Annotated in this window: 12 protein-coding genes; 2 read left to right on the top strand and 10 right to left on the bottom strand. The window is 68.1% G+C overall.

Annotated features, from left to right (window positions below; translation table 11 throughout):
* Nucleotides 1–9: 9 nt before the first annotated feature.
* Together ACFU5V_RS07400 and ACFU5V_RS07395 are read right to left on the bottom strand one after the other, a co-directional pair.
* Nucleotides 10–1,959 carry an AMP-binding protein gene (locus tag ACFU5V_RS07400; RefSeq protein ID WP_378698046.1) on the bottom strand — a complete coding sequence of 650 codons (1,950 nt, stop codon included), beginning with the start codon at nt 1,957–1,959 and terminating at the stop codon, nt 10–12.
* Nucleotides 1,960–2,011: 52 nt separating this feature from the next.
* The gene (locus ACFU5V_RS07395) at nt 2,012–2,476 is read right to left on the bottom strand and encodes a MaoC family dehydratase (protein ID WP_378698044.1); all 465 of its coding nucleotides are present in this window, start codon (nt 2,474–2,476) and stop codon (nt 2,012–2,014) included.
* A 214-nt stretch (nt 2,477–2,690) separates the two neighbouring features.
* Between ACFU5V_RS07395 and ACFU5V_RS07390 the strand changes: the two genes are divergently transcribed.
* Nucleotides 2,691–4,016 (top strand): MFS transporter, encoded by a 1,326-nt coding sequence (locus ACFU5V_RS07390; protein ID WP_378698042.1) that lies wholly within the window; start codon nt 2,691–2,693, stop codon nt 4,014–4,016.
* A gap of 168 nt (nt 4,017–4,184) precedes the next feature.
* On the top strand, nt 4,185–4,463 hold the full coding sequence (locus tag ACFU5V_RS07385; RefSeq protein WP_378698040.1) for a WhiB family transcriptional regulator: 279 nt from the start codon (nt 4,185–4,187) through the stop codon (nt 4,461–4,463).
* 86 nt (nt 4,464–4,549) lie between these two features.
* Here the strand turns inward: ACFU5V_RS07385 and ACFU5V_RS07380 are convergent, their stop codons facing one another.
* The 8 genes from ACFU5V_RS07380 to ACFU5V_RS07345 form a co-directional block, all read right to left on the bottom strand.
* Complete coding sequence (locus ACFU5V_RS07380) at nt 4,550–5,977, bottom strand: MmgE/PrpD family protein (protein ID WP_378698038.1); 1,428 nt, start codon at nt 5,975–5,977, stop codon at nt 4,550–4,552.
* A 30-nt stretch (nt 5,978–6,007) separates the two neighbouring features.
* A complete protein-coding gene (locus ACFU5V_RS07375; protein ID WP_378698036.1) occupies nt 6,008–7,471 on the bottom strand; it encodes an aldehyde dehydrogenase family protein in 1,464 nt (487 codons plus the stop codon).
* An 85-nt stretch (nt 7,472–7,556) separates the two neighbouring features.
* Nucleotides 7,557–8,321, bottom strand: coding sequence for an SDR family NAD(P)-dependent oxidoreductase (locus ACFU5V_RS07370; RefSeq protein ID WP_378698034.1), 765 nt, complete (start codon nt 8,319–8,321; stop codon nt 7,557–7,559).
* A gap of 37 nt (nt 8,322–8,358) precedes the next feature.
* Nucleotides 8,359–8,619 (bottom strand): hypothetical protein, encoded by a 261-nt coding sequence (locus tag ACFU5V_RS07365; protein WP_378698032.1) that lies wholly within the window; start codon nt 8,617–8,619, stop codon nt 8,359–8,361.
* A gap of 13 nt (nt 8,620–8,632) precedes the next feature.
* On the bottom strand, nt 8,633–10,552 hold the full coding sequence (locus ACFU5V_RS07360) for a hydantoinase B/oxoprolinase family protein (protein ID WP_378698030.1): 1,920 nt from the start codon (nt 10,550–10,552) through the stop codon (nt 8,633–8,635).
* Nucleotides 10,553–10,562: 10 nt separating this feature from the next.
* On the bottom strand, nt 10,563–12,629 hold the full coding sequence (locus ACFU5V_RS07355) for a hydantoinase/oxoprolinase family protein (protein WP_378698028.1): 2,067 nt from the start codon (nt 12,627–12,629) through the stop codon (nt 10,563–10,565).
* Nucleotides 12,630–12,769: 140 nt separating this feature from the next.
* Complete coding sequence (locus ACFU5V_RS07350) at nt 12,770–13,744, bottom strand: LuxR C-terminal-related transcriptional regulator (protein WP_378698026.1); 975 nt, start codon at nt 13,742–13,744, stop codon at nt 12,770–12,772.
* Nucleotides 13,717–13,878 carry a hypothetical protein gene (locus ACFU5V_RS07345; RefSeq protein WP_378698024.1) on the bottom strand — a complete coding sequence of 54 codons (162 nt, stop codon included), beginning with the start codon at nt 13,876–13,878 and terminating at the stop codon, nt 13,717–13,719. The genes ACFU5V_RS07350 and ACFU5V_RS07345 overlap by 28 nt, the downstream gene beginning before the upstream one ends.
* Between the last annotated feature and the right edge of the window lie 19 nt (nt 13,879–13,897).

Below are 13,897 nucleotides of genomic sequence, written 5' to 3'. Positions count from 1 at the left end.
TCAACTCTCCTAGTCTTCGCCCGCGTACACGGGGATGTCCTCGAGCGGCGTCGCCGGATCGAGCGACGACATGTCGCCGATCGGGGCACCGATGAACCGCGACCGGATGGCGCGGCGCATGATCTTTCCGTTCTTCGTCTTCGGCAGCGTCGGTACGGCATACACCTCGGGCGCGAAGGACTTGCCCGCGTTCGCCAACGCCGTCGCCTGCAGGTCGTCGTTGTCGACGCCGTCGGCGCCCAGTACCGCGAACGCCACCGCCCGCTGACCGCGCATCTCGTCCGGCACGCCGATCACCGCGACCTCCGTGATCCGGTTGTCCCGCAACAGGGCGGCCTCGATCTCGGCCGGCCCGACGCGGCGTCCGGACAGCTTGATGGTGTCGTCCGAGCGGCCGTGGATCCGCCACATGCCTGCGGTGTCGATGCTCGCCAGGTCGCCGTGTACCCAGATACCGTCCCAACGACTCCAGTAGGTGTCGAGGTAACGGTCCCGGTCCTGCCAGAAGGCGTGCGTCATCCCGGGGAACGTGTTGAGCACCGCCAGCTCACCGATCTGACCGACCACGGGCTTGCCGTCGTCGTCGAGCACCGCGGCGTCGACACCGGGCAGCGGTCCGGTGAACGCGGCAGGCGCGGCGGGCAGGAACGGGTAGCCGACGAGGATGCCGCCCCCGACCTCGGTGCCGCCGCTGTAGTTGACGATCGCGCGCTCTCGCCGGCCGACCTCCTCGAACAGCCAGAACCACGTCGGCTCGTCCCAGGCTTCGCCGGTGGAGACGAACGTCTTCAGGGTCGGCATCTCCGGGGCGGTGCCGTCGCCCGCCGCCTTCAGCGCGCGTGCCGCCGTAGGCGCGATGCCCTGGACGGTGACGCCGTTGCGGTTCACGATCTCCCACATACGATTCGGGGTGGGATGGGTGGGAAGACCCTCGATCATCACGATGGTCGCGCCGAGCTGCAGCGGACCGGTCATGAGCATCGGGCCGACCAGCCACCCGAGGTCGGTGATCCAGGAGACCACGTCGTCGGCGTGCACATCGAAGCCGTAGGCGAAGTCGACTGCAGTCTTGGCCGCGAAACCGCCGTGCGAGTGCACGATTCCCTTCGGCCTGCCCGTGGTGCCGGACGTGTAGACGATCGTCAGCGGGTCGTTCGACTCGGTGTCCGCCACGTCGACGGGGTCCGGATCGGCGGGCAGTTCGTCGTAGTACACGTCGCGGCCGGACTGCATCGGCACGTCGGTGCCCAGATGCCGGATCACCACGACGGAGCGGACCGACGGCGCCTGGGCCAGTGCGGCGTCCGCGGTCGCCTTCATCTCGACGACCTTGCCGCGACGGGTCGTGCCGTCGGCGGTCACCAGAAGCACGGCGTCCGAATCCTGCAGTCGCGTGGCCAGGGCGTCGGGCGCGTATCCACTGAACGTGGGCACCGCGACCGCGCCGATCATGGCGATGGAGAGGAAGGCCACGGCTGCCTCGGGCACGACCGGCATGAACAGCACCACGCGATCGCCGCGGCGCACGCCCAGCCCCGCGAGGTGCGCCGCGAACCGGCTCACCTCCGCCGCGAGTTCCGCGAAGGTCAGCGTGCGCCGCTGCCCTCCGTCGCCTTCATAGACCACCGCGGTCTTGCCTGCGAGGTCACCGCGGGCGTGCCGGATGGCCGCCAGTTCGGCGACGTTGATCCGGCCACCCGGGAACCATTTCGGGAACTCCCGCCCCTCGGACTCGTCGAGAACCCGGTCGAACGGCGCCGAGAAGGCGACGTCCAGGTCGGCGAGCGCCTCGCGCCAGAACCACTCGGGGTCGGCGACGGCGCGACGGCCCAGCTCGGCGACAGCGGCAGCATCGTCGCCGAAGCCCCAGCTCTTCATCGCCGCGAGCAGCCTCGCACGCTCGCGCACCGCGGGGCCGGGAACCCAGGCCATCTCCTCGGGCTGGCTACTGATGCCCATTTTCCGTGTTCTCCTCGTCTGGGGCAGTCGGTCGTCGGGTCGGGGTGAGCGGTCAGGCCTGCTCGCCGGCCGACTTCTTGAGCATCAGGCCGACGCGGGTTGCGTCGCAGACGATCTCGTCACGCTGGTTGAGACCGTAGTGACGGAACGTGACGATGCCGGAGTCGTTGCGGCTGTTGGACTCCCGGGCCGACACGATCTCGGTGCGCACGTGGATGGTGTCACCGTGGAACACCGGCTTCGGGAACTTGATCGAGTCGAAGCCCAGGTTGCCGAGAGTGGTGCCGTACGTGGTGTCGTGCATCGAGATACCAGAGACGAGGCCCAGGAGGAACAGGCTGTTGACCAGGCGCTGCCCGTGAATGGAGTCCTTGCTGTATTCCGCGTCCAGGTGGAGCGGCGCCATGTTCAGGGTCATCGTGCTGAACAGGACGTTGTCGGTCTCGGTCACGGTCCGTCGGACCTCGTGATCGATGACCATTCCCGGTACGAATTCCTCGAAGTACAGACCCGGCATGTGACGTCCTTTCTCTCGAGCGACGACGAGTCCGATGCTCGGCCGCTGCAGTAAGTGAGCTCCACTCTAGAAGAAATATATTATGCATGCAAGGGATCGCGTTTGATGTCTGATGTATTTCTTCACCCGTAGACTCAGTAAAAAGATAGTATATGATGCATGCCACACTGTGTTGACGGTGTGATCTCACGGACAAGACCGAAGGACCCCTTACGTGAACAAGACAGACGAACAGCGCATCGACCTCGCGTCAACGCCGGTCTCTCGGTCCGGCCCGGAAACAGAACCTCGCAAGCTCACCGCCTGGGGCATCACCGGAATGCTGGTGGTGCTGTACCTCATGAACGCGTCCGACAAGGCGGTGTTCGGGCTCATCGCCCAACCGCTCAGCGAGGACCTCGGGCTCAGCGCCTCCCAGATCGGCTTCACCGGCAGCATGTTCTTCCTCGCCTTCAGCTTCGGAGGCTTCTTCGCCGGGCCGATCAACAAGGTCCTCGCGCTCCGGTGGTCCATCGCGATCATCGCCGTGCTGTGGGGCGTCGTCATGCTCCCGCTCGTCGTGTGGTCGACGTTCGCGGTGCTGCTCGCGAGCCGCATGCTGCTCGGCCTCACGGAGGGGCCGACGTCCGCATTGCTGCACACCGCCGCCTACTCGTGGCATGCGCCCGCGAAGCGGGGCCTGCCGAGCGCGCTCATCATCAGCGGAAGCATGCTGGCCAAGATGGCCGTCGTCCCGATCCTCGCGCTCGTGGTGGCCGAGTACGGATGGCGGGCCGCCATCATCGTGCTCGCGTGCGCGACCACGCTGTGGTGCATCCCGTGGCTGCTGACCTGGCGGCCCGGCCCCTACACCGTCGGCGGCAAGCACACGTCCGCAGTCGACGACGCCGACAGCGAACCGGCAGTCAGCTGGAAGCGCCTGCTCACCTCGAAGACCTTCGTGTCCGCCGTCCTCGTCGCGATGAGCGCCTACGCGCTGATGACCGTCGTGCTCACCTGGCTGCCCTCCTACTTCGAGCAGGGACTCGGGTACTCGCGCCTCGAATCGGGCACACTGTTCGCCGCGCCGAGCTTCGTCGGACTCGCGACGCTCGTCGGCGGCTCCTGGCTGAGCGACCGCGGGATCAGCCGCGGACTGTCCATCCGCCTGGTCCGCGTCGTCGTGCCCTGCGTCGGCGTGATCGTCGCCGGGGTGTTGCTGCTGGGCCTGCCCGCCCTCGGATCCCCGCTCCTCGCGGTGTGCGCGGTATCGGTGGCGTACGGACTGGTGGTCGCGGTGTTCCCGCTACTCAACGCCGCGGTGATCGCGACGTGCCCGCCGCGGCAGACGGCCGGCGTCATCGGCGCCTTCTTCGCGATCCAGGCAATCGGCGGCATCGTCGGACCGTGGTCGATGGGAATCGTCGTCGACGCCTCGGCGACCAAGATCGACGGATACCAGGCGGCGTTCCAATGTCTGGGCATCCTGGGCGCCGTCGTCGCGATCGCGGCGCTCGTCCTCGCCGACCCGGCGCGCGACCGCCTCCGCGTCTCCCGGTGACAGCCCGGTAGGGCCCGAACCGCTCCGAATTGTGCCCAGTGCTTCCGACAATCGACGGAAGCACTGGGCACACACGTGTGCCGACGCAATCGCCGCGCCTGGTTGCCCCATTCACGGCTTACGATATATTATGTTTTAAACCATCGTCGAACGATCGGAGCGTGTTCCGTGAGTGCACCGCACGCCGCACCGGAAGTCACCCCGGAAGAATGGCGGTTGCGCGCGCGCTGCCGCGGTATGGACATCGCCGTCTTCTACCTCGACGAGGACGGAAGAAAATCCCAGCCTCAGCGCGAACGCATCGCGAAAGACATCTGCCGCCGCTGCCCCGTGATCAGCGAATGCCGCCAGTACGCCATCCATTTCGGCGAACAACACGGTGTGTGGGGCGGACTGACGCCGAGGGAACTCGGCGCCGCCCGAAAATGGAGCCGCTGGCAGAAATAGCCCACCGGGTCTGCACCAACGAGCGTCCACACACCAGCGCCGCCCTCGCCGTTTCGACGGCGGGGGCGGCGTTGTAATTTTTCCGATCAGGCAGTGGGGTTGGGCGCCAACCGGCTCAGCAGTGTCGAGATGTCGTCGACGTTCTCGAGGTCGTACACGGCCTCGACGACGGCGGCCGCGTCTGCGTCGCTGACGACGCCGTCGACGTTGTGCCGGAATTTCGCGATCAGTTCGTCGTCGGTCATGTACGTGACCGGGTCGGGGGACGGACTGCCTTTGGGATAGCCGCGTTCACCGGAGAATGTGGTGCCGCGCGCGTGGACCTCGACGCGCGAGCGGCGTGCGGCCGGGTTGCTCGCCAGCGCCGCGGTGTAATCGGGGTGTTCCTGGAACGTCGTCTTCGTGGTGAGTGCGAGGACGGACGGATCGAGGACCGCTTTCGTTGTCTGCCAATCTTTCCCGGGTGGAATTCGGTGGGCGGCGAGGGCAAGGCCGTGGGTCATGCTGAACTGGGCGTCGCGCGGATTGCGGATGGTCTCGTTGACCCACACGGGCTGCATCACGAAGCTCTCGCCCCAGGCGTCGATGGCGTCGATCTCGCCGGGCGTGAGGTCGTTGGCCTCGACGATCTCGGTGAGGGCGTCGAACAGCGCGTGCATCACCCGGCAGTGGGGATAGGGCTTGAACGACTGGAACGGGGTGAACGTCCACTCCGTTCCCAAGCCTGCCGTGATCGGCGCCGGCTCCCAACGCGAGGTCCCGATGAACCGGGGGAAGCCGTACTCGCGGTCGTCGAGCATTTCGCGGTCGCCGGTGTGTCCGAGTTCGGCCAGGTTCGCGGCCGTCACCGCGGACAGGGCCATACCCCCGGCGAGCTGGTATTTGATGGTGGTCGCCGGTGCGTGCATCATCCACGCGCGCTGGGTGTTGGTGGGCATCGTCGAGCCCATGATGCCGAGCGCATCGGCCAGCGTCTCACCGGAGAATCCCTTGACGACGCCGATCGCGGCCGCCGCACCGAACAGCGTGCTGCTGTACCCGATGACCTTGGGGATCGTGACCACGCCGTCCTTGATGTCGCGCAGATAGTCGGTGGCCTTGCCGATGCGGTACGACATCTCGTGCGCCACCGCGATGGCCGCGAGCAGCCGCTCGCCCGAGGAGTGCAGCGCCTCCGCGGTCGCCAGCGCACCGGGGACGACGTACGGCGTCACGTGACCGGGAGGCAGCACCGCGTCCTGGTCGAGCGCGTTGACCAGTTCGGCGTTGGCGAACGCCGCACCCGGCACCGACGTCGTCGTGCCAGTACCGAGGATCGACGCCGAGCCATCCGAACCGCCCAGGATCCGGCCGTACTCGACCCCTCGTTGCGCACCCGCGTCACCGAGCGACGCCACCGCGCAGCCGAGGGTGTCCAGCAGAATGCGCTTGGACTCGGACACCACGTCCTCCGGAAGTGATCGCCCGTCGGCGCCGGCGGCGAAATCCGCGAGGTGTTCGACAATTGTTGGCATCAGGTTCGTCCTCTTCTTTTCTGTGATGGGTTACAGGGGCCACTGGAGGTGTTTGACCTCGAAGAACTCGCGGAGGCCTTCCTCGCCGCCCTCGCGGCCGATGCCGCTGTGCCCGGGACCGCCCCACGGGGCGTCGGCCCGCATTCCGCCGCCACCGTTGATGGTGACGGTCCCCGACCGCAGACGTCGGGCGAACGCCAACGCCTCCGCGGTCGGTCCCCACACGTTGGCGTTGAGGGCGTACCGGACACCGTTGGCCATCCGCACCGCCTCGTCCAGATCGGTGTACGGCATCACCACCGCCACCGGGGCGAACAGTTCCTCCTGCGCGATCTCCGCATCATTCGTCACCCCGGTCACCAGGGTCGGCTCCAGGAAGAACCCGTCGTCGAGACCGGCGGGTCTGCCGCCACCGACCGACACCCGGGCACCGCCCTCCACCGCCCGCGCCACGAAGCCCTCCACGTTCACCCGATGCTCGTCGGTGATCAGCGGCCCCAGCACCGTGCCCGGCAGGTGCGGATCACCGACCGTCAGGCTCTGCAGGAACTCCGCCGACCGCTCGACGTACTCGTCGAACACCGCCCGGTGCACCAGGGTGCGGGTCGTCGCCCCACACGCCTGACCACTGTTGCGGGTGAACCGCAACGCAGACGCGGGCACCGCCGCCGCGAGGTCGGTGCCCGGCAGCACGATGTTCGGGGACTTTCCGCCGAGTTCGAGAACGACCTTCTTCAGCGTCGGTGCCGCCAGCGTGAGGATCTTGGCGCCGACGGCAGCGGAACCGGTGAACGTCACCATGTCGACCTCCGGGGCGGCGACCACCTGCGCCGTCACCTCCGGCGGCCCGAACACCAGGTTGACCGCACCCGGTGGGAATCCCGCCTCCTCGATCAGCCGCACGATCGCCGCGGTCAGCAACACCGCTTTCGGTGAGGTGACCAGCACCGTCGAGCACCCCGACGCCAGCGCCGGTCCGAGTTTGTACGCGCACATCATCACCGGGACGTTGTAGGCGACGATCGCGGCGACCACCCCGGCCGCTTCGCGCACCAGCATGCTGCTCGAGGTGATGGGGTCGTGGTGCAGCGGCAGCGGCTGCTCGTACCCGTCCCGCGGCCCGCGGGCCGCGGCGTCGGCGAACCACCGGAAGAACCGCACCGGCAGGTCCACGTGCAACGTCGCGGCGCTGCTGACCGGGGTGCCGATCTCGGTGGCGGCGAGATCGACGATCCGGTCCCGGTCCCGCTCCAGCAGATCTGCCAACCGGTGCAACAGCACACCACGTTCACCCGGTGTGAGGCGACTCCACGCGCCGCCGTCGAACGCGTCCCTCGCCGCGGACACCGCCGCCGCGACCTGTCCCCGGCTCGACGCCGGGGTCAGCGCCAGCTGCCGACCGGTCGTCGGGTCGATCGACGTGAACGGCTCTCCCGCGCCCGTGAGCCACCGCCCACCGATGTGGCACTCGGCCTCGATTAACGCTGCGGTCATGACAATTCCCTTTCCAGTCGATGTATGCGCCCGATCAGATGGTCGGAGCGGTGCCTCCGCCGAGAATCCGTGGCAGCGAATGCTGTTAACCCGCCATGTATCCGCCGTCGACGACGAACGAACCGCCGGTCGCGTAACCGGCGCGATCGGAGAGGAGCCAGCACGCCATCTCGGCGATGTCGTCGGGCTGGGCGAGGGCGCCGAAGGGAATTCGGGCCATGATGGTGGCTCCGCTGCGGCGCTTGGCATCCTTCATCAGATCGGTGTCGGTGTAGCCCGGGCACACCGCATTGATCCGGATCGCCGGCGCGTATTCGATTGCCGCGGTTTTGGTCAAGCCGACGACGCCGTGTTTGGCCGCCGCATACCCGGCCGTGGTCTTGAATCCGGTGAGACCCGCGAGCGACGCCGTGTTCACGATGGCGCCGGCGCCCTGCGCCACCATCTGTTTCAACTGGGCGCGCATACAGAGCCACACGCCCTTGAGGTTCACCGCGACCGCACGGTCGAATGCCTCCTCGTCCCAGTCGCCAACGGATCTGCCTCCCTGCCCGATCTGCCCGCCGCTCACACCCGCGTTGTTGAACGCGCCGTCCAGGCGGCCGTAGTGGTCCACGGCCGCGGCGACCATCGCGTCCACCGAGGCTCCGACCGTGAGGTCGGCGGGAAGCGCAACGGCCTCGCCGCCCGCCGCGCGCACGAGTTCCGCCGTCGCCCCGACTCCCTCCTCGGACACGTCGGTCGCCGCCACCCGGGCGCCCTCCTTCGCGGCCAGCAGGGACGTCGCGCGCCCGATCCCACCCGCAGCGCCGGTGACGAGCACTACTTTCCCGTCGAGTAATCCTGACATTTCCGTCCTTCTTCCGAGCCGATGTTGTGGTGGCGATCTATCCGACGCGGGATGCCGGCCAGTCGCGTGCCGGCGAACGCCACGCGGGCCAGTTGTCCTCCGGCTCCGGACGTGTCACCGACACGTGGTGAAAGCACTCCTGACACTTGACGACCATGCGGGGGCCGAGGTGGTTCGCCACGGGATAGCGGGCGAGACTCGTTGCGCCGCAAGCCGGGCAGACACCGTCGACGGCGGTGCGTTCGACGTAGACACGGTCGGTCTCGGGGCGGGGGAACAGTAGCCGGTCGACAGCCATGGGGTTTCCTTTCTCACAGTTTCCAGTTACGGGGGTTGGCCACCGGCACGCTCCAGCGCCCCTGGTCGCGCTCGGCGGCCAGCTGTGCGCGTCGTGCGGTGGTGGCGGTGTCGTCGATGCCACCGTTCGCGATGACGACACCGTGCGCGTCGGCCGCGAACTCGGGGCTGACGAGTCCGCTGCGGACGTCCTGCAGCACCTTCGTCGGGACGCGGTCCAGGGGATCACCCCACCCGCCGCCACCGCCGATGACGAAGCGCAGTGCGTCGCCTGCCTTCAGGATCAGCCCGGAGAACTTGCCGGTCTGATAGCGGGCACCGCGCCCGAACTCACCGTTGTTCGGGTCCGGCCTGCCTTCTTCGTCGAACATGCCGAACAGCGGTTCGGCACCACGCAGGTCGAGGGGGTCGCCGTGCTCGGCGAGGTCGAAGTTCTCGATGTACCAGCCGAAGGCGGGCGAGCCGGCGCCACCTCCGTTCGAGCCCGGTGCCCCGAGGCGAACTCGGTCCGCGGTGATGGTGACCATCGTGTCGGACTCGGCGAGGATCGAGTAGACCGAGCCCAGACCGCCGCGGAACTCGCCGGCTCCGGCGGTGTCGATCACCATCTCGTGCTGGACGATGACGAGCGGGCTCTCGATCTCGACATGCTCCTGCACCGACGTTCGGCACTTGCCGATCGGGATCACGCAGAAGGAGACCCCGTCGTCCTTCCAGGTGCCGCCCCAGCCGCCGCCCGCGAGCGCGAACGCGCCCCACGGCGTGCCTTCGTGGCCGGGCCGGGTGTCGATGCCGCCGAGGCTCACGACGACGGCAGTGCCTGTATCACAAGCGAATGCCTCGTCCATGGCCTGGCTCAGCGCCTGCGTCACCACGTTGATGCCGCGCGCGCCGATGTCGGCGTGGTTGGAGCAACTCGACGGCGGCAGCACCTGCACCACGCTGCCCGACGGCAGCAGGGTCTCGATCGGCCGCAGCGTGCCGCTGTTGACCGGGGTCGACGGGTCGACCATCAGCTTGACCGCCTCGATGCAGCGTGAGGCCTCGCACCAGGCGGTGCCGCAGTTGCCCAGGGGCTGCCGGCCCGAACCGGAGAAGTCGATCTCCATGGAATCGCCGCGCACCTTCACGGTCACGTTGACCGGAATCGGCTCGTCGGTGACGCCGTCCTCGTCGAGGAAGTCCTCGGCGGTGTAGTCGCCGTCCGGGATGCTCGCGATGCCGCGCCGCATGCTGGCCTCGGTCGCGTCGATGGCGTAACGACCGGCCGCGCGCACCTTGTCCAGCCCGCCGCGGGCGATCAGGGCCTGCAGTTGGCGCTCACCGACCACCAGGCAGCCGTGCAGGGCCCGCAGGTCCCCGAGCACGAGTTGCGGCACCCGGTTGTTCTCCAGGATGAAGTTGAACAGCGGCCGCACCGGGACGTCGTTGGCGTACAGCAGCGTCGGCGGCAGCTTCAGCTGCTCCTCGAAATGTGTCTGCGTGCCGTTGGAGAAGCCACCCGGGATCGCACCGCCGAGATCGACGAGGTGAGACGTCGAGTGCAGCAGGAATTCCACCCGGCCGTCGACGAAGACGGGCCGGAGCAGATTGACGTCCGACTGGTGGATGGTGCCGCGCCACGGGTCGTTGACGAAGATGACGTCTCCGGGCTGCATGCTGTCGACGTCCCAGTCGTCCATCACGAAATTCGCGATGTGCGGGGCGGTGAACGCGTGCTGCATGCAGCCCTCCCACAGCGCGACGGTTTCCCAGCCGTCGTCGGTGCGCATGTGAATGGCGCTGGTGCAGTCCAGGATGTCGCGGCAGACCGGGGAGAAGGCGCTGCGCATCAGCGAGTCGAGCATCTCCCGGGCGACCTCGGTGAGGCCGTACCGGAGGATGTCGAGTTCGACGTCGACGGCGGGGCCGGCGTCGGGGGTGGTGATCGTCATGGTCTGCTCCTCAGCTCTGCGGCTCGATGATGAGATTCAGGTCGCCGTCCACGTAGGCCGCCCGGCCCGGAAGGACGAGGGTGGTCGCGAATTTCTCGGCGACGAGGGCCGGGCCCTGCACCCGCTCGAACGGTTCGAGGCGCTCCCGGACGTGGATCGCGACCTCGACCTGCTCGGTCGTTCCCGGCAACGTGATCTCCGCCGTGCGGAGGAACGCGTCCCCGTCGTCCGGGGTGAGATCGGACTTGTGCTGCTCGCGTGGGATGATCGCCGTCACCTCCACCGTCGAGATCACCACAGGGATCTCCGTCGCCGCGAAACCGTATGATTCCCGGTAGAAGTCGTGGAACTGCGGCACCAGACCGGTCACGGTGGCGGCGGTGAGCGCATCTGCGTGGATGGGCATGCGGTTGTCCCACGTCTGGCCGCGGTACATCGCGAAAACGGCCCGCTCGAAGCGGATTCGATCCACGTCGGCGCCCTGGCCGGCGAGTTCGCCGCGGATCCGGTCCTGCAACGCGACGAACGCGGCCTCTATCGCCTCGGCACTCTCCGGTGCGAGCGGAGTCATGATCGACTGCGCCCGGGTGACCATCAGGTCGCTGCGCAGCAGTCCCAGGGCCGAGAACTGGCCCGGGTTGCGCGGCACGATCACCTTGTCCAGGCCGAGGATCTGCCCGACGCGGTCGGCGAGCATCGGGCCGGCCGAACCGGAGGGCTGCAGGGCGAACTCGCGGACGTCGAGACCCCGGTAGACCGAGATCGTGCGAACCTTCGCGGCGATGTCCTCGCAGGCCACCTCGTAGGCGGCCGACGCGAGTTCGAGGGCCGTCATGCCCCACTGCTCCCCGGTCTTGCGGAGCGCGTCGAGCGACGCGTCGACGTCGAGCCGGATGGAGCCGTTGGCGAACAGGTCCGGCTGCAGGACCCCGAGCGCCGCGCACGCGTCGGTGAGGGTGGGTTCGACACCGCCGCGCTGGTAACACACCGGACCCGGGTTCGACCCGGCCGACGCCGGACCGACCGCCACGTTGCCGAGCGTGTTGGGCCGGATCAGGCTACCGGCGCCCGAGCCGACACTCTCGACGTCGACGAGCGGCATCGTCAGTGTGAGACCGGTTTCCAGCGTCCACAGGTCGGTGAGCGGTGTCATGCCGTGCACGATCGCCGCCACGTCGGTGCTCGTGCCGCCGACGTCGATGGTGAGCAGGTTCGGTGAGCCGCTCTCGTTGGCGAGCTTGACGCTGCCGCTCACGCCGCCGACCGGACCGGAGACCAACTGGAACACCGGGGCCCTGCCCGCGTCGGCGAACGTCGCGACGCCGCCGTTCATCATCATGATCCACAGCGTCCCGGCGTAATTGCGCTCGGACAGCTCGTTCATCAGACGGTCGAGGTAGCCGACCACCGCCGGGCCCACGTAGGCGTCGAGGGCCACGGTGGTGGTGCGTTCGTGTTCCTTGGTCACCGGGTAGAGCGCGGACGTCTGAATGTAGGCGTCCGGCAACTCTTCTGCGACGATCTCGGCCGCTCGCCGCTCGTGCTCCGGATTGGTGTACGAATTCATCAGGCACACGGCCACCGACTTCGCGCCCTGGCCCGCGAGCGCACGTGCGGCCTCGCGAACGGCGTTCTCGTCCAACGGCAACAACTCGGAACCGTCGTACCGCAGTCGCTCCGGGATCCCGAAGCGGGACTCGCGCTGCACGATCGGGCGTTCCTGGTGCGGCCGCAGCCAGGTGGGGTCGTAGAACCGGTCACCGAACTCGCGGTGCATGCGGCCGATGTCGAGCAGATCCCGGTGACCGCGGGTCGCGATCAGGCCGGTGCGCTCGCCGGTCCGGCTGAGCAGGGCGTTGATACCCACCGTGTGCCCGTGCACGATCTCGGCGACGTCCGGGATCTCGACGCCGATCGCCTCGATGCTCAGCAGCACCCCCTCCTCCTGCTGGAGGGTCGACAGCACCTTGCCGTCGCGGGTCTCACCCGTCTTGCGGTTGAGCGCAATGATATCGGTGAAGGTGCCCCCGACGTCGATGCCGACTATCCAGTCGGCTGCCCGCTCACTCTGCGTCATATCTCGGCCTCCGTGCTGTGTGCTTCGGTGACGTGCGCAGTGCGTCCGCGTCACTCGTGTGTGTCGTGAGTCACTCTTCCGCACGGAGGGTGCGGGAACATCTGACGGAGGTCGTAGTTTCGTACGACCTTCGGTCGACGTCAGCCGTGCGTCGTAGGGCGCGTGACGTCGACGTTGCGCAGCCAGATCGACACAGCCTCGGCCCGATTGGATGCGCCCAGTTTGCGCAGGATCCGAGTGATGTGGGTCTTGACGGTTCCCTCGGAGATGACGAGTCTGCGGGCGATCCTGCCGTTGGAGTCACCGTCCGCCATGAGTCGGACGATCTGCACCTCACGACGAGTGAGGACGGAATCGTCGTCGCGTCCGAGCGCCACGGACTTCGCCACCCCCGGTCCGGTGGCCTTGTTCCAGCGTCCGAGCCCGTCCAACTGCGTGCGCACGGCCGTAAGCCCTTCGAGCACAGTGACTCTCGCCAGGTTCTGGCTCATCCCCTCGGCGAACGTCGACAACAGCGCCTGATCGACGGCCGTGAGATTGCGGTGCTGGTGGTAGCAGTCCCCGTGGACCAGGCCGACGACGTCGCCGTCGATCACCAGCGGCGCGATGCCGTACGACGAGGATCTGGTGATCTCGGCGAGTGGGCGGTTGACGCGCGGGTTGTCCTGCACCTCGTGAACGAGCGTCGCGCGGGCGCCGGTCACCGTGTCGTTCTCGACGAGCGTGCGGTCGAGCACCGGCGGGTTTTCCCTTCCCACCGCCACAATCTCCTCCGCCCAGCGCGGGTCCCGGACGACATGCATCGAATGCAACCGCCACGACCCGTCCACCGTCGACAGCAGCGCACGGTCGAAGCCGAGGCTGCACACCGCCTCGGGCGCGCGGGCCAGCAGCGCGTCGACGGTCTGCGCGTCGCCGACCCCCGCCAGCGCCGACTGCACCCTGGCAAGTACTTCTGCGGGGCCGGCCCTCCCCCGCCGCGCCACCGCCGCCTCCGCCTCGCGTATGCGGCCGAGCATCTCCGTCAGGGATGTCAGAATGTCCGGCGACGAGCCGCGATCACCGATCACGCGCAGCATCTCCGCGGTCACGAGGTCCCACAGCCGACCCAGCACCGCCGGTCCGAGTGTGCGCCCGTCAGCTCCGGACCGCCGAGACCGCGGTCCAGCAGCACGCCCACGTCATGGGTGATCTCGGCAACCGCATCCTGCACCGCGACGCCGTCCTGCGGGGTCGACGAGTTGCGCATTTTCTACTCCCTCGGTGGC

Source organism: Rhodococcus sp. NPDC057529, assembly GCF_042802055.1.
Lineage (GTDB): Bacteria > Actinomycetota > Actinomycetes > Mycobacteriales > Mycobacteriaceae > Rhodococcus_F.
Note: the sequence above shows the minus strand (reverse complement) of the source record. Positions and strands in the feature narration are given on the sequence as shown.